Raw genomic sequence first — 16,006 nt, forward strand, 5'->3', positions numbered from 1 at the left:
CAAATCGATCAAAGACGCCGCCCATTGTAGTCGAAGAGGATCCGCCGGACAAGGGAGGACAAGGCGCGCGGAAGAACTACGGATCCACGCGAAACTGGAAGTTGTCGATGAGCCGCGCCTTGCCGAAGTACGCGGCGACGGCGAGCATGATGTCGCCCTCGATGCGCTCGATGGGCTCGAGATCCGGCATAGAGACGAGATCGGCGTAGTCGAGCCGGGCGACGGGATCCGCCTCAATCCGCTCGCGCATGCCCTGGCGAATGATGTCCGCGCGCCGCTCGCCAGCGAGAATGGCGTCCTTCGCCCAGCTCAACGTGCGGTAGAGCACGACGGCGTGTTCTCGCTCCTCGGGCGTCAGGTACACGTTTCGAGAGCTCTTGGCGAGGCCGTCCGGCTCGCGCACCGTCGGCACGCCGACGATGCGGACGGGGAAGTTGAGATCTGCGACCATGCGCTGAATGATGGCGAGTTGCTGCCCATCCTTCTGTCCGAAGCAGGCGACGTCGGGCTGCACGATGTGAAACAGCTTCGAGACGACCGTGGCCACGCCGGTGAAGTGGCCCGGGCGGGATCGGCCGCACAGGCGATCCGACAGCGTCGGGAGGGACACCTCCGTGCGGATGGGCTGCGGATACATCTCGTCCACGCTCGGCGCGAAGACGGCGGCCGCCATGCCCTGCTGGCGGAGCAGGCCGAGATCGCGGTCGAGATCGCGCGGGTAGCTCGCGAAGTCCTCGCGCGGCCCGAATTGAAGCGGGTTCACGAAGATGCTGACGACGACGAAGTCCGCCTCCTGCCTGGCGCGCTCGACGAGCGCGAGATGGCCCTCGTGCAGGTAGCCCATGGTCGGCACAAGCGCCACCTGCCGGCCTTCGCGGCGCGCCTCTTGGACCGACTGACGCACCTCGGCGATGGTGCGCAAAAGCCGAGGACACTCACTCACGCGGGCCACCTCCGTGCCGCGCGACCATGGATTGAAAGAGCCGCAGCTCCCCATCCTGCAGGTGAACGGTCTGCTCCTCGCCCGGGAACACGCCTTGCGCGACCTCCTCGATGTATTGGCGCGCGGCGTCCCGGATGACGGACGCGAGGTCCGCGTATCGCTTGTTGTGCTTCGGAATATAGCCCGACGTGTAACCGATGAAGTCGTGGAAGACGAGCACCTGCCCGTCGCAGTCCGGCCCCGCGCCGATGCCGATGGTGGGAATCGAGAGCCGATGCGTGATCTCGGCCGCCACCTCCGCAGGGACCGCCTCGAGCACGATGCTGAACGCGCCGGCCTCCTCGAGCGCCAGGGCGTCTTCCATCATCTCGAGGGCGCGATCGGCCGTCTTGCCCTGGACCGTGAAGCCCCCGAAGGTGTGCACGGACTGCGGGGTGAGCCCGATGTGGCCCATGACGGGAATGCCGGCGTCGACGAGGCGCCGCACCGTCTTGGCCATCTCGCGCCCGCCTTCGAGCTTGACGCCGTGCGCGCCGCCCTCCTGCATCAGCCGGCCGGCGGACCGCAGCGCCTCCTCGGCGGACACCTGATACGTCAGAAACGGCAGATCCGCCACGACCATGGCGCCCTCCGCGCCGCGCGAGACGAGGCTCGCGTGGTAGACCATGTGATCCAGCGTCACCGGCACGGTGGTCGGCTGTCCTTGCACCACCATGCCCAGCGAATCGCCGACCAGAAGTACGTGAACGCCCGCCTCGGACAAGAGCTTCGCGGTCGGATAGTCGTACGCGGTCAGCATGGCGATCTTCTCGCCCGCCCGCTTCATGTTGGCGAGCGTGCGCACGGTCACTGTGCGTGCCATCTACATTCCCCCTGTATCCGCAAACCATTGTGACAGGCGGCCCGCCGCCTCGGGCCCAAGCGTCCCCTTCGCCACCGCGATGGGCACGGTGGCCGCCGCCAGGGCCAGATACACGCGGCGCGCGGCCGGATCGCGCTCGAGGGCGCGCAGGTGCTCGGCCACGGTGTCCACGTCGCCGCGCTCGATGGGCCCAGTGAGCGCGGCCGGGATCCCGAGCGACGCCAGATTTTCAAGCGTCCGCCGCGCGAGCGGCAAAAGGCTCTTCGCCCCTTCGGGCAGGGGCGCGAGGCGCGCGGCGGTGGCCATGAGCGCAATCACGGCGTTGGACGCAAGCACTGCCGCGGCGTGATACGCCGGCTTGTCCGCGGCCGCGATGGCAAACGGGCGGGCGCCCCATCCTTCCGCGAGGGAAAAGGCCAGGCGCACGGCCTCGCGCTGTCCCTCCACGGCCACGGCGACGCCCCTCAGCCGCTCGGCGTCGCCCTCGTCGCCCGCAAACGTCTGCAGCGGATGGACGCTCGCCGTCCTGGCGCCGCGAATGGCCGCCGGCTCCAGGACGTCGCTCGCGAGCGCGCCCGAGGTGTGAAACACCGTCTGCCCGCGCCGCCACGCCCCCACCTCCGCAAGCTGACGGCACACGGAGGCGATGGCGCTGTCGGACACCGTGATCCAAATCACGTCCGCCTGCGCCATGACCTCCTGCGACCGATCCATCCCATACACCGGGACCTCCGTCATCCGTAGGAACGTCTGGGCCCTGTCGCTCTCCGGATGGCGCGCGAGGGCGCCAACCACCTCATGACCCGCGCGCATCGACGACAGCGCCAGGGCGACCGCCGTCCGGCCGGGCCCGACAAACGCCATGCGAACAGCGTGAGCCTCGCGTTCGGCGCCGGACATCGCACCGCCTTCCTTCCCTCTTGGAACATGCGTGTTTCGAGGTGATTGTACCAGTCCGGCATGAAAATGTGGAATTGAGCCAACCTTGTGGAGAGAGACATCTCCCTAGGGAGGCGCAAGCCCATGCAGGCGTTCTGGCAGTGGATCCGTCGGGAAGACCGATTCCCTCGTCGCGCCAAGCTGCTCGGCGGAATCGCGTTCGCGCTCGGGCTCGCCTGCGCGGTCATGCCGCGGACGGGCGTGCTCCGGCTCGAACCCATCGCGGTGGTGTGCGGGACCGTCTGCCTGTGGGCCGGGATGTCCGCCCTCGGGTACGGCGTGTTTGTCCTGCTCGCCATGGACCTCATCCTGAGCCCCGCGTTCTGGCGCAGCCTTACCCACTGGGCCGCGCCGGGATCGCTCGCCGACAGCGCAGGCGCGTATTTCGATCTCGTCGGCGTGATCGCCATGTCCGTAGCGCTCGTGCGGCAGGCGCTCGTGCGAAGGCCTGAGCGTCAGGCGGCGACGCCCGAGCAAGAATCGGATGCCGAACCCAACTGAAGGGAGGCGGGCGGATGAGGCGCCCCGCGTGGCTCGGGATCCTGGCGGCCAGCCTGATTCCGTTTGTCCTGACCCTCGGCAATTCGATGATGGTGCCCGTGGTCCCCGTAATGCAGTCGACCTTCGGCGTCACGCCAACCGCGGCAAGCCTGCTCATCACCGCGTATTCGGTGATTGCCGTCGTTCTGATGCCAGTGGCGGGCTTCCTCTCGGACCGCATGAGCCGAAGGCGACTCGCCATCGCGGCGCTCGCCGTGGCCGCCGCGGGCGGTGGCGTCGCGGCCCTCGGTGCCTCGGCCGCCCACAGCTACGCGTGGGTGCTCTTGGGGCGCATCGTGCAGGGCGTCGGAGCAGCCTTCTCCATGCCGCTGGCGCTTCCGCTCGCGAGCGATCTCGCCGATCCGCACGGCCGCGGGCGAGCAGCGGGATTCACGGAAGTGGGCAACACCGTGGGCAAGCTCATGAGCCCCATCCTCGGCGCGCTGCTCGCCACCTGGGCGTTCTTCGCGCCGTTCTGGGCCGTGTTCGCGCTCTGTGGGACACTCTCGGCGACCATCGCATGGATGGTCCCCGAGCGGCGCGCGCCAGTCCCCCGCAGCCACCTTCCCGCAGCCTGGCGCCTCGCGTTTCGCGCGCACGCCAAGCTCCTCACCGCGACCTACCTGAGCGGCGCGGTGAGCATGTTGTGCCTCTTCGGAGGGCTCGTCAGCCTGTCCGAATCCCTCGCGGATAGCGCCCACGTGCCCGAATGGCAAAACGGCCTGCTGCTGTCCATCCCCCAGGCCATGCTCTGCCTGGCGAGCCTCGTCACCGGCCTGTTTTCAGACCGATGGAAGGCCCCATCTCGCGCGGCCATCGCGCTCGGCCTCGCCTGGACCGCCGCATCCTTCGGCGCCGCGAGCGCATCTCAGGACATGGCGTGGCAAATCGCAGCCGTGAGCCTCGGCGCATACGGCATCGGCACGGCCATCACGGCCATCGACGCGAGCCTCGCCACCGCGCTCTCCCACGAGGTGCGCGGAACCTTGTCGTCCCTGTACACCAGCGCCCGCTTCCTTGGTCCCACCCTAGGCCCGCCCCTCGCATCGTGGCTCCAGGGGTTCGGGGCGCGGACGCCCTACGCGGTGCTCTCCGCCATCGCCCTCGCGGCGGCCATCGCCATCGCCCCGCTCCTCAGGCGAAGCACCCAGGACGGCGAGTCAGCGGCGAGAGAACAGCGTCAAGCCGCCCACACCTAGCCGTTCTCGAATCTCCGCGCGACACATTCCTTCGTCTCCCCCGACGCGCGTCTCGGTTCGCGCGGACCCGGTTGGGTACCATCTTCACCCATGGCGCGCGGGTGTACAATTCGGAGAGGATGAACAAGGCCCCGAGAACGGCCTTCCTGAAAGGAGCCGGCTCATGACGTTGGAACATTCACACGCGCGCGCCGCGGCCATCAGCTGTCCCTCGGCGGTCATCCTGGTGCTCGACGCTCTGTCGGTCACGGCCGTCGCGCTTCTGCTTCGCCTCCTCTGGCTCACCGCCGTGCACCCCGTCCCCGCGTCCGATTTCGCCTGGTATCGCGATCACGCCCTCGCCCTCGCGGCCGGACAAGGCTACACCTACGCCGGCAAGCCGACCGCCTATTTCCCGATAGGGTACCCCCTCTTCCTGGCGGGAATCTATCAACTGTTTGGCAGCGGCTTTTGGAGCGGCACGATGGCCAACGCCACGCTGAACAGCCTGACAGCGGGACTCGTGACCACCCTCGGGACGGTCCTGTGGAAGCGGTCGGCCGGACTTGTGGCCGGGCTTCTCTTCGCGGGATACCTGTCGCAGATCGCCTGGTCGAGCGTCCTCTGCAGCGAGATGCTGTTCACGTTTCTTTTGACCTTGGCCGCGCTTTTCGGCGCCGCTCGGCGAGGTCGGGACATCCGGCTCGGCCGCGCGTTTGCCCTCGGATGCGTCGTCGGGCTCGCCTGCGCCGTGCGCCCCGTCCTGATGCTCGCGCCCGCGCCGTGGTTCGCGTACCTCATCGTCGCGCGCGTCGGATGGCGCCGCGCCTCTGCGCTTGCGGCCGCCATGTTGTCCGGCGTCCTCCTCGCCGTGGCCCCCATCACCGTGCGCAACGCCATCGATCTTCACGCCTTCGTGCTCGTCTCGACGAACGGAGGCGTCAATCTCTGGCAGGGCAACAACCCCCACGCGAACGGCGCCTATTTCTGGCCGCTCAATCCGCATCAAAACCCCTTTTTATCTTACGTTTCGAACGAAGTGACGGAAGATCACGCAGCCGCGCGGGCCGCGCGCGCGTACATCTTCACCCATCCTCTGCACACGCTGGAGATGGGCTTTGTGAAATGGTGGCACCTGTTTGACGGGGTTTCGAACGCCCTGTACTGGTCCATCGGTCAGAGCTCACCTCCCGTCCCCCGCTGGTTCGCCCGCGCCGTGCACGCGGTCGATCTCGGCACGTATTTGGGCATGCTCGCCTCCGCCTGCGGCGGGATCGCCATGGCGGTGCGCAGCGCACGCATGCGGCGCGACGCGCGGGCCTTCTGGCCGCTTCTCATCGTGGCTTATTACGTGGCGCTCTTTTTCGTCTTTCCCGCATGGGACCGCATGCGCGCGCCCATCGAGCCTTTGTTGGCGCTCTTTGCCGGATACGGCATCGTGCAGATGACGAGGGCCGTTCGACGCTTACGCTTCGTGCGGCGTTTCGCGCGCGGGTCAAACGCAGGATGAACTTGGACGGACCCAAACGCTTGGCATTCGCCGCAGAGCGTGCTATACTACAGCAACAAGCTCCTGTGATGTTCGTGGGGCAGTTTTGGTTTTCATCCACGCAAGACCTACGGGAATCCGTGTCCGTCTGCGGATGCCATGCCTCGGCGTTGTGGACGGTTGAAACCGGCGGTAGGATACCCACCTTGGAGATGGGGATGCAAAACCGATTGTCCCACGGCAGAACGGGGTTACATACCAAGCCGCTTGTCGACGCGGACATCGCTCGGCGGGCGGCTTTTTCATGTTGGGCGCCTCACGAGCCCTGGCCGCCCGCGTCCGCGCAGCGATCGCAGTAGCCGTAAATCTCGAGGCGGTGATCGCGGATGTGAAAGTTCGGCACCTGTTGCCGAATCCGGTCGATGGGGCACTCCTCGATGGGGATGGATGCCCCACAGCGCAGGCACACGAGATGGTGGTGATGCCCCCGCGCGCACTGGAGGCGGTAACGCGCCCTGTCGTCCGCGAACTCCATGGGCTCGATCACGTTCTGCTCCACGAGAATCCCCAGCGTGCGATAAATGGTGTCGAAACTGACGGAAGGGTAAATCTGGCTGACGTGATCGTACACCTCCTTCGCGGAAAAATACCGATCCCGGTTTTCGACGAAGAGGTCCACCACCGCTCGCCGCTTGCCCGTGAATTTATAGCCTGCCTCTTTCAGCGCCTGAAGAATCGAGGCCGTGGTCTCGTGCACCGGATGCAACTCCCTTCTTTCGCCCCTATCATAAATCGAAATCAATCCGATTTACAAACCGAGCGCAACCTGCTATACTCCTCTCGGCAACCCAAATCGGAATCGTTCTGATTTGAGAGGGTGGAGAGAGACCATGAAGCGCCCATGGTGGAACACAGCCATTGCCGCGATGGCCGCCGCGCTCGTCTTGACGGGCTGCGGCATCGCGAAGCCCGCATCGAATGGAAGCGCGGCGGCAGCGCAGGCGAAAATCCGCGCCGTCGGGGCCGAGAGCGAATACGCGGACCTCATCCGGCAGATCGGCGGCCCGTACGTGTCGGTGACGGCCATCATGTCCAACCCCGCGGTGGACCCGCATGAATACGAAGCCAATCCGAAAGACGCCATCGCGGTGGCCGAGGCCAATCTGATTGTCCAAAACGGGCTCGGCTACGACGAGTTTATGAACAAGCTCGAGCAGGCTTCGCCCAATCCCAACCGCGTCGTGATCGACGCGGGACAGGCGCTGGAATATCAGGCGAACACCGCGAACCCGCACATCTGGTATCAGTTGAATACCATGCCTCGCCTGGCGAAGATGGTCGCGGCGGATCTGGGTAAACTGGATCCCACCCATGCAGCCTACTTCCAGGCGCGCGCGCATGCGTTCATTCAGTCGCTCAAGCCGTGGGACGAGGCGGTGGCGCGCCTGAAGGCGGCCTTCCACGGCCGTGGCGCGGCCGTCACGGAACCCGTGTCTGACTATCTGCTGCAAGAGGCGGGACTCGACATCAAGACGCCCTGGGCGTTTCAGGCGGCCATCATGAACGGCACGGACCCGTCTCCGCAGGACGTGGCGCTGCAGACGCAGCTGTTCACGCGCCACGAGGTGGGCGTGTTCTGCTACAACAAGCAGGTGGTGACGAACGTCACCAAGATGTTTCTCAGCCTAGCCCGACGCGAACACATTCCGACGGTCGCCGTGTACGAGACGGAGCCCGCTGGACTGACGTATCAGCGGTGGATGCTCGAGGAGACGAACGGCATCTACAACGCCCTCGCGCACGGCACTTCACTGGAGGCGATCTCGTGAATCCCGCCATCGCATTTCGCGATCTCACCGTGTCCTACGGTTCCCAGCCCGTGTTCGCGCATCTGAGCGGCGAGATCCAAGCCGGCCAATTGGTCGGCGTGCTCGGGCCGAATGGCGCAGGCAAGTCGACGCTGCTCAAGGCGCTCGCGGGCCTCATCCGCCCCATCGAGGGCTCGGTCGAGATCGACGGGAAGCCCGTCAAGCGGCGCAACGCGGCCATCGGCTACGTGCCACAGGCGGTGCAGTTGGACGAGGACGTGCCGCTCACGGGGCGCGATCTCGTCGGACTGGGTCTCGATGGCCACCGCCTCGGCTTTCCGCTCCCGACCAGGCGGCGGCGCGACGCGATTGAAGCGGCACTCGCCGAAGTGAACGCGCTCCACCTGGCGGACAGGCGCATCGGGCGGCTGTCGGGCGGCGAGCGCCAGCGGCTGCTCATCGCGCAGGCCATCGTCTCGAAGCCGCGCGTTCTATTGCTCGACGAGCCGCTCAACAACCTCGATCTCGCCTCCACGCACCAGGTGGTGGATCTCGTGAAGCGGCTCGCGCACGAGGGCCAGATGGCCGTGTTGCTTGTGGCGCACGACGTGAATCCGCTCATCGACCGCGCTGACGAAATCCTCTATCTGGCGAACGGGCGCATGGCAATGGGCGCCTTGGACGATGTGCTGCGCCCCGAGGTGCTTTCAAACCTGTACGGATATCCGGTGGAGGTGCTGCGCGCAGGAGGCCGCATCATCGTGGCAGCGGGCACGATGGACGGGCACGCGCACGCGGTGTCGGCGGCAAGCCCGGAAGCGAGCGTGATGCTGCCATGACGCTCGGGTGGATCGGAGAAGCGCTCGCGAGTGCGCCTGTCGAGCACGCGCTTTTGGCCGGGAGCGAAATCGCGTTTCTCTCCGGCCTCGTGGGCGCGTTCGTGATTCTGCGCGGCCAGTCGTTCGCGGGCCACGTGTTGACGGACGTCGGCACCACCGGCGGCGCTGGGGCGTACCTCGTCGGCATGAACGGCTGGTTTGGGTTTCTGTCGTTTGGCATCGTGGCGTCCGTCGGCATGGAACTCGCCGGCGGCCGGACGCGCGGCGAGCGCGATCTCGCCACCGGCGTGGTGCTGTCCCTCGCGCTTGGCTTCGGCGCCCTGTTCCTGTACCTCGACGCGCAGCTCGCGCACGCCAACGCGTCGATGGCGGTGCTCTTCGGCTCCCTGTTCACGCTCGATCCCGCCCTCGTGCCGTGGATCTCGTTGGCGGCGGCCGCCTGCGTGGCGGCCATGCTTCTCATCTGGCGCCCGCTCGCCCTCGCCTCCGTCAACCCAGATCTCGCGCGCGTACGCGGCGTGCCCGTGCGGGCGATGTCCATCGCATTCATGGTGGTGCTGGCGGTGGCGGTGGAGACGGACGCGCTCGTAGCCGGATCGCTCCTCGCCACGGCGCTCGTCGTCGGGCCCGCCGCGACGGCCGCGCGGTTCACGGCGAGCCCACTTCGGGCTGGTCTCGCGGGCGGCTTGCTCGGCGCACTGATTGTGGCCGCGAGCGTGCTTTTGTCGTACAGCAGCTACAATTGGCTGCCGCAGCACACGAGCTGGCCGGTGAGCTTCTTTGTGGCCGCGCTCACCTTCTTGGCGTACGCCGCCTCGGCGGCGGCGCATCGGGTGCCGTTTCAGCGCAGAGCGGAGGTCGAGCTTCGATGAGCCCGTTTATGATCCTCGCCTTTCCTTTCGCCCGCCACGCATTCTTGGCAGCGAGCTTCGTGGCCGTCGCAGCGGGGTGGATTGGCTTCTACGTCGTGCTTCGGGGCACGGCGTTCGCGGCGCACGCGCTCCCGAAAGTCGGGTTTGCCGGCGCGAGCGGCGCCCTGCTCCTCGGCGTGAACTCGCTCGTGGGCGTGAGCCTCTACTCGGCCGTCGCCGCGCTCGGCATCGGTGCGCTGGCGGAACGGGACCGGCGCGATGTGGCGACGGCGCTCGTCCTCGCCTTGGGCCTCGGCACAGGCGCCCTGTTTCTCAGCCTGGGCAACCTGTACGCCGAGGATGCGATGTCGCTTTTGTTCGGCCAGGTGCTCGGCGTGAGTTCGTCCGGCGTCATGGAGACGGCGTGCGTGTCGGCCGCTGGCGTCTTGCTCGTGGCGGCATTTCACCGCAGGCTTCTGTTCACCACCGTCGCGCGGGAGGCTGCGGCCGTCCGCGGCGCGTCCAACCGAGTGGCGGACTGGGCGCTGCTTGTGAGCCTCGGTCTTGTGACGAGCGCCATGATGCCTGTGGTGGGAGCGCTCCTCTCGTTCAGCCTGCTCGTCGGCCCGGCGCTCGCCGCGCGGCATCTCGCCCGCCGGCCCTGGCAAGCAATTGTCCTAAGCATCGTCCTGTCGCTCGGCGTCACGTGGCTCTCGCTGCTCCTGTCGTTCGCCCTCGGTTGGCCGGTCGGATTCTTCGTCGCGTGCCTATCGGTACTCGCTTACGCCTCGGCCCGCGCCGCGACACGGGGCTTCGGCCGCCGCCTGAGGCGGTGATGGCCGTTTTTCGACATCCGCTGTTCCTTCGGGCCCGAGAGCGCTTACACGATTTGCCACTCGCGCGATCCGTCTGTTAGGATCGGTCTCGTCATCATGGTTCGTTCTCGACGAGGGGTGAAGAGGATGGACGAACAAGAGCGGCTTCGCCCGAAGACGTGCAAGGAGTCGCGTGCCACGAAAATCCTGCGCGTCTTCCCGGGCGATCTCAACGATCACCACACGATGTTCGGCGGCAAACTGATGGCCTACATCGACGACGTGGCCTCCATCTCCGCGGAGCGGCACGCCCGCGCGCAGACGGTGACGGCCTCCACCGACAGCGTCGATTTCCTGTTGCCCATCACCGAAGGGCACTCGGTATGCCTCACCTCGTACGTGACCTCGACAGGCCGCACGTCGATGGAAGTGTTCGTCAAGGTCGTGATCGAGCACCTGAGGACAGGCGAGCGCAAAATCGCGGCGACGGCGTTTCTGACGTTCGTCGCGCTGGGTCCGGACGGAAAGCCCATTCCGGTGCCGCCCGTCATCCCGGAGACGCAGGAGGAGAAGGCGCTGCACGAGAGCGCGCCGGCGCGCGCCGAGGCTCGCCGGAAGCACCGGGAGCAGAGCAGGCTGTTGGCCGCGCATCTGAAGCCGGATCGGCTGTGGGAAATGGTGTGAGGGAAGCCGCCCGCGCGGGGCGGCTTTTTTGTGCGGAGCTGTTGAGGTGCCCGCGACGTCACCGCTCGATGGCGACGCGCCGCCCCGTGCGCGCCGACAGAAGGCACGCGTCCAGCACGCGCATGTTGGCCACCGCGTCCTCGGGCGGGAACCGAAGCGGCTTGCCTTCCAGGATGGCGCGGCCGAGATCGTCCACCTCGAGGGCGTAGGGGTCGAGCGGATCGAACGTCTCCACACGCTCGCCCTCGGGCGAAAGGACGCGCAGGGTCACGGGCTCGCCGAGGAAGGCGCGCTCCAGGATGAGGCGTCCGTTTGCGCCGACCACCTCGATCTCGTTCCGTTCCGCCGCCCACATGCCGCAGTCGAAGGTGAGCGAGACGCCGCCCGCGAACTCGACGAGGCCCGCGAGGTACATGTCGACGCCGTCGTGATCGGGCGAGAAAAACGCGTGCGCCGTGGCCGCGACGGGCTCGTCACCAAGGATGAGCCTGGCGGCGGAAATGGGATAGCAGCCGACGTCGTAGAGCGATCCGCCTCCCCAGTCGCGGCGGTAGCGGATATTGCCGCGGTCGGCGGCGTTGTTGAACGTGAACGAGCCGCGAATCCCGCGCACGGGCCCGATGGCGCCGGACTGGACGAGTTCGAGCACCCTGTTGTAGCGCGGATGGTGGCGGTACATGAACGCCTCCGCGAGGTGCACGCCGTGCGCCCTGCAGGCGTCCACCATCGCCTGCGCCTCGCGGGCGTCGAGCGCGATGGGTTTCTCGCACAACACATGCTTCCCCGCCTCGGCCGCCTGGATGGTCCACGGCTTGTGCAGGTGATTCGGCAGTGGGATGTACACCGCGTCGACGTCGGGATCCTGAAGGAGCTCCTCATAGCTCCCGTACGCGCGCGGCGCCCCAAACCGGCGCGCCACGTCCTCGGCTTTGGCGCCATCGCGGCTGGCGATGGCGTAAAGCTCCCCCGTCTCGGACGACAGAATCCCAGGGATCAGCTTGCGGACGGCGATATCCGCGCATCCGAGAATGCCCCAGCGAACCTTGCTCATCTGAACACCCCTTCGTCCCTGAATGACGCTTGCCCTTCTTTCCATTCTGCCATACGGCGCGATGCGTGTCGGCGTGATCCGATCTCCTTTGTCGAACGAGGCGGGCGAGATTGGATCTCTCCTGTCGAAAGCGAGCGGCGAGATCGGATCTTTTTCGAATATCTCGCGGCGGCTCGAGGCTTGAGGGAGCCGGCGTTTGCGGCGCGGTTTCGCGCACGAGCATAATGGGTACGAGGTGATCTTCGTGCATCCTGGCCTTCGAACGGCCCTCGCTGCGCTGGCGATCTCGTCGGCGCTCGCGGGGTGCGGGACGGCGCCCGCCACGCCCACGCCGCCCCATTCGACATCGCAAGACGACCATCTTCCCGAAGGCGCGTCCCCTGGCGCGCTCGTGGCCTGCGGATCGACGGAGGTGGCCGAATACACGGGAGGGAAGTGGATCTATTTCCCTGCCTCGTCTATTCTGAGCGCGCCGTCGACCCTCTTCGAGTCGGTGGACGTGTCGCCGACGGGAGAGGTGGCCGCGGTGACGAGCGGATCGCCCGACGCGTCCACGCCCGGCATGTCCTCCGCCAACATGCTTTGGACGTATCGCAAGGGCTGGCACCTGGTGTCCATCCGCAACGACACGGACGTTCAGCTGCACACGTTCGGGCCGGACGGCGCGCTGTACGTGGTGCCGGACGACGGCACCCTGCCTGGCATTTGGAAACAGACGGCGAGCGGGTGGCAGCAGCTTCCCGGAAGCGCGGAGCTCGGCTACATCGCCTCGCTTGCCTGGTCGCCGAAGGGCGTGCTCACGGTCGTGTCGGTGCCGCAGAACGGGGCGACCACCGTCTGGCAGTTTGAGAACGGCCGCTTTGTCGCCATGACGAGCGATCACGCCCCGTTTGCCGCCGACTCGCTGACGGTCGGCTTTGCCCCGAACGGCGATCTCGCCGTCGGCACGAGCGCGCACGGGGTGTGGATCGACGAGAGGGGGCGCTTTGTCCAGCCGGGCGGCGTGCCGTGCCCCGTCACCGACGTGGGCCAGTTCGCCTGGTCGCCCCAGGGCGTGCTCACGGTGAGCGGCAAGGCCGGATCGCAAAACGGCCTGTGGCAGTTCTCCGCCGGCAGGTGGCAGCAGGTGCAGGGCGCAGGCCCGGCCATCGGGGCGGATAAGATCTACCAGTTCGGCTGGTCGCCCCAGGGCGTGCTGACCGTGAGCGACGCCTCCAGGTGCCAAATCTTTGAGCTCGTCGGCGGACGCTGGACGCCTGTGTGGACCAAGACTCACGCGACGGATCGAAACGCCACTCCACCGAAATTCGCGTGGTCGCCCGCCGGCACGCTCGTGACGAACGGCGGCGATCTCGGCGGACTTTGGGAGCTCACCCCCGGGGGCAGCTGGGTGCCGATTGGCGGCAAGTCCTCGCCATTCGCCGGAGAGGTGGGTGTGAGCTTCACCTTCGCGCCGCAGCGCTTCGTCCGCGCGTGAGCAGGCGAGTGACCTCGCCAGAGCCCTGGGCAACGCAGGTCTCCGTGGCAGAGGATTTCGTGCGAAGGATGGCGAATTCATGCGGCATCGCTTCAATCGAGCGCAAAGGATGATGACGAATCTTGCACCCGGTTGCTCAGACGTATATTCCGATGCTCGTGATCCTCTCCTACGTCGTCGCATCGCTCGCCGCGTACGCCTCGCTCGATCTCGGCCGCCGCGTCCTGGAGACGCGGGCGAATCGCCAGCTCGTCTGGGTCGTGCTGGGCGGCGTGGCGATGGGCATCGGCATCTGGTCCATGCACTTTGTGGCGATGCTCGCCCTGATGCTCCCTGCCCAGATGACCTACAACTGGGCCGTCGTCGCGCTCTCCCTGGTCTTCGCCATGGCGGGCCCCGGGGCGGCGCTGTACGTGGTGGCGAGATCCGCGTCTCCGGTGAAACTCGCGTACGGGGCCCTGCTCATGGGCGCGGGCATCGTGTTCATGCATTACACGGGCATGGCCGCCATGACGGTGGAAGGCGGCGGCTTTTACTACCGCGCCGGGCCGTTTGTGCTGTCGGTCGTGATCGCCATCGTCGCCTCGTATGTGGCGCTGTGGCTCTCGTTCCGGCTGGCCACGGCGCGAGGCTGGCTCGCGCAGGCGGCAAAGGTGGCGTGCGCGCTCGTGATGGGCATCGCCATCGCGGGCATGCATTACACCGGCATGTGGGCCACCGTCTTCGTCCTGCCTGCCCATCGGCGAGCGGCGCCCATGGCGTACAGCGGACCGCTCGCGCTGGTCGTCGCCGTGTTCAGCGCGTTCATCCTGCTCGCCGCCATCGCGACCGTGATGCTCGACCGGCGGCTGCAGGCGGACCGGCGCCGCCTCCGGCTCGCGGACGAGCGATTTCGCTCGCTCTACACGCACCATTCGGACGCCATCTTCACGCTCGACACGCGCGGCGCCATCGTCGACCAAAATCCCCGCGCGAAGGAACTCGTGCCTGAGCACGAACTGCGGAAATCGGCCCGGGCGTTCGCGCGCATGATCGACCGGCGGGATCGGCCGCGGGTGTTCAAGGACTACCGGCGGGCGCTTGGCGGCAGCACCACGAACGGCGAGTTCCTGCTCCGGGCGGGAGATAGGGCGCTGCACATGAGCGCCACGCACATCCCCATCGTGCTCGACGACGAGATCGAGGGCGTGTTTCTGGTGGCGCGCGACGTCACGGCGGAGAAGGTGGCGGCCGAGCGCATGAACTATCTTGCCTTTCACGACACGCTGACGCAGCTCGCCAACAGGCGCCACTTCGAAGCGCGCGTGGACGACTTTATCCGCGACGCCCGCCCTGGCGACGAGATGCAGATTCTGTTTGTCGATCTCGACCGGTTCAAATCGGTCAATGACACGCTAGGACACGAGTTCGGAGACAAGCTGCTCCAGGAGATTGCCCGCATCCTGAAGGAGGTGGCCGGCGAGGATGCGCTCGTGGCCAGGATGGGCGGCGACGAATTCACCATCACGCTCTTCCGCCAGCCGATGGAGCGCGCCGTCGCCGTCGCGGACGCCATCCTGAACCGCCTGCGCAAACCCGTGCGCGTGGAGGATCGCCCGCTGTACATGACGGCGAGCGTCGGCATCGCGAGCTTCCCGCGGCACGGCGTCACGCGCGACATGTTGCTCCGCCACGCCGATCTCGCCATGTACACGGCGAAGGCCGAGGGGCGCAGCACGTACCGCCTGTTTGAAGAGCGCACGGCGGCAAACGCGAAGAGCCGGCTGGAACTCGAACAGGAACTCCGCACCGCGGCCCAGCGCGGCGACTTCGAGATTCATTACCAGCCGAAGATCGACATGCGCCAAAAGGCCGTCGTCGGCGTGGAGGCCTTGCTTCGCTGGCGCCGAGCGACTGGCGAATACGTGCCGCCGTGCGAGTTCATCCCCATCGCCGAGGAGACGGGCCTCATTGCGCCCATCGGGGAGTGGTGCCTGCGGGCCGCATGCCGCCAAGCGAAGGCGTGGCTCGACGCCGGCCGTCCGTTGAGCGTGGCGGTCAACCTGTCGCCGTATCAGGTGCTCACCGACGGCTTCCTCGACGTGGTGCGCGAAGTCCTCGACGAGACCGGCCTGCCCGCGCATTACCTCGAAATTGAAGTGACGGAGAGCGCCATGATGGACGCCGAGCGCGCCGAACGGTTTCTCGCCGGATGCCAGGCGCTCGGCATCGAGGTGTCGCTCGACGACTTCGGCACCGGCTATAGCTCGCTGAGTCGCCTGACGCACCTGCCGCTGAATGTCGTCAAGATCGATCGCGCCTTCACGCAGCGCGCGGTGGACGGGGGCCGTGCGCGCGCCCTGGTGGCGAGCATCGTGGACATCGCACACAATCTTGGCATGCGGTGCGTCGCGGAAGGCGTGGAGACGAAGGAACAGTTGTCCGTCATCGAGGCCCTCGGATGCGACGAGGCGCAGGGATTCTACTTCGCCCGCCCCGTCCCCCCATCCGATCTCGAAGCGCTCTCGATCACGGCAGGATAAGAGGTGAG

At 67.0% G+C, this 16,006-nt stretch carries 15 protein-coding genes and 1 other RNA gene; 11 read left to right on the forward strand and 5 right to left on the reverse strand.

The window, feature by feature from the left end; genetic code table 11:
• Positions 1–76: 76 nt before the first annotated feature.
• The 3 genes from panC to AACI_RS12930 are packed head-to-tail and all read right to left on the reverse strand — an operon-like array spanning position 77 to position 2,705.
• Positions 77–943, reverse strand: a complete 867-nt coding sequence (gene panC / locus AACI_RS12920; protein ID WP_012811847.1) for a pantoate--beta-alanine ligase — start codon at positions 941–943, stop codon at positions 77–79.
• Positions 936–1,805, reverse strand: coding sequence for a 3-methyl-2-oxobutanoate hydroxymethyltransferase (gene panB / locus AACI_RS12925; RefSeq protein WP_012811848.1), 870 nt, complete (start codon positions 1,803–1,805; stop codon positions 936–938). The genes panC and panB overlap by 8 nt, the downstream gene beginning before the upstream one ends.
• Positions 1,806–2,705, reverse strand: a complete 900-nt coding sequence (locus AACI_RS12930) for a Rossmann-like and DUF2520 domain-containing protein (protein WP_012811849.1) — start codon at positions 2,703–2,705, stop codon at positions 1,806–1,808.
• A gap of 123 nt (positions 2,706–2,828) precedes the next feature.
• Here AACI_RS12930 and AACI_RS12935 point away from each other — a divergent pair, with 123 nt between their 5' ends.
• The 4 genes from AACI_RS12935 (at position 2,829) to ssrS (ending at position 6,207) form a co-directional block, all read left to right on the forward strand.
• Positions 2,829–3,245 carry a hypothetical protein gene (locus AACI_RS12935; RefSeq protein WP_012811850.1) on the forward strand — a complete coding sequence of 139 codons (417 nt, stop codon included), beginning with the start codon at positions 2,829–2,831 and terminating at the stop codon, positions 3,243–3,245.
• A gap of 14 nt (positions 3,246–3,259) precedes the next feature.
• Complete coding sequence (locus AACI_RS12940; RefSeq protein ID WP_012811851.1) at positions 3,260–4,483, forward strand: MFS transporter; 1,224 nt, start codon at positions 3,260–3,262, stop codon at positions 4,481–4,483.
• Positions 4,484–4,646: 163 nt separating this feature from the next.
• Entirely contained in the window at positions 4,647–5,972 is a 1,326-nt protein-coding gene (locus tag AACI_RS12945; RefSeq protein WP_012811852.1) for an ArnT family glycosyltransferase, read from the forward strand.
• A gap of 57 nt (positions 5,973–6,029) precedes the next feature.
• Positions 6,030–6,207, forward strand: a non-coding RNA gene (gene ssrS / locus AACI_RS16070) — 6S RNA.
• 60 nt (positions 6,208–6,267) lie between these two features.
• Here the strand turns inward: ssrS and AACI_RS12950 are convergent.
• Complete coding sequence (locus tag AACI_RS12950) at positions 6,268–6,708, reverse strand: Fur family transcriptional regulator (RefSeq protein ID WP_012811853.1); 441 nt, start codon at positions 6,706–6,708, stop codon at positions 6,268–6,270.
• Positions 6,709–6,841: 133 nt separating this feature from the next.
• Here AACI_RS12950 and AACI_RS12955 point away from each other — a divergent pair, with 133 nt between their 5' ends.
• The 5 genes from AACI_RS12955 (at position 6,842) to AACI_RS12975 (ending at position 10,948) form a co-directional block, all read left to right on the forward strand.
• Entirely contained in the window at positions 6,842–7,780 is a 939-nt protein-coding gene (locus tag AACI_RS12955) for a metal ABC transporter solute-binding protein, Zn/Mn family (RefSeq protein WP_012811854.1), read from the forward strand.
• Entirely contained in the window at positions 7,777–8,598 is an 822-nt protein-coding gene (locus AACI_RS12960; protein WP_012811855.1) for a metal ABC transporter ATP-binding protein, read from the forward strand. Before AACI_RS12955 ends, AACI_RS12960 begins: the two co-directional genes overlap by 4 nt.
• Entirely contained in the window at positions 8,595–9,470 is an 876-nt protein-coding gene (locus AACI_RS12965) for a metal ABC transporter permease (RefSeq protein WP_012811856.1), read from the forward strand. The genes AACI_RS12960 and AACI_RS12965 overlap by 4 nt, the downstream gene beginning before the upstream one ends.
• On the forward strand, positions 9,467–10,285 hold the full coding sequence (locus AACI_RS12970) for a metal ABC transporter permease (protein WP_012811857.1): 819 nt from the start codon (positions 9,467–9,469) through the stop codon (positions 10,283–10,285). Before AACI_RS12965 ends, AACI_RS12970 begins: the two co-directional genes overlap by 4 nt.
• A 126-nt stretch (positions 10,286–10,411) precedes the next feature.
• A complete protein-coding gene (locus AACI_RS12975; protein WP_012811858.1) occupies positions 10,412–10,948 on the forward strand; it encodes an acyl-CoA thioesterase in 537 nt (178 codons plus the stop codon).
• Between the two features lie 58 nt (positions 10,949–11,006).
• Here the strand turns inward: AACI_RS12975 and AACI_RS12980 are convergent, their stop codons facing one another.
• Complete coding sequence (locus tag AACI_RS12980; RefSeq protein ID WP_012811859.1) at positions 11,007–11,999, reverse strand: Gfo/Idh/MocA family protein; 993 nt, start codon at positions 11,997–11,999, stop codon at positions 11,007–11,009.
• A gap of 196 nt (positions 12,000–12,195) precedes the next feature.
• On the opposite strand from AACI_RS12980, the gene AACI_RS12985 reads away from it, so the two are divergent.
• Positions 12,196–13,476 (forward strand): WD40 repeat domain-containing protein, encoded by a 1,281-nt coding sequence (locus tag AACI_RS12985; protein WP_012811860.1) that lies wholly within the window; start codon positions 12,196–12,198, stop codon positions 13,474–13,476.
• A gap of 122 nt (positions 13,477–13,598) precedes the next feature.
• Positions 13,599–15,998, forward strand: a complete 2,400-nt coding sequence (locus AACI_RS12990; protein WP_012811861.1) for an EAL domain-containing protein — start codon at positions 13,599–13,601, stop codon at positions 15,996–15,998.
• The last annotated feature ends 8 nt before the right edge of the window (positions 15,999–16,006 follow it).

Source organism: Alicyclobacillus acidocaldarius subsp. acidocaldarius DSM 446, assembly GCF_000024285.1.
GTDB lineage: Bacteria > Bacillota > Bacilli > Alicyclobacillales > Alicyclobacillaceae > Alicyclobacillus > Alicyclobacillus acidocaldarius.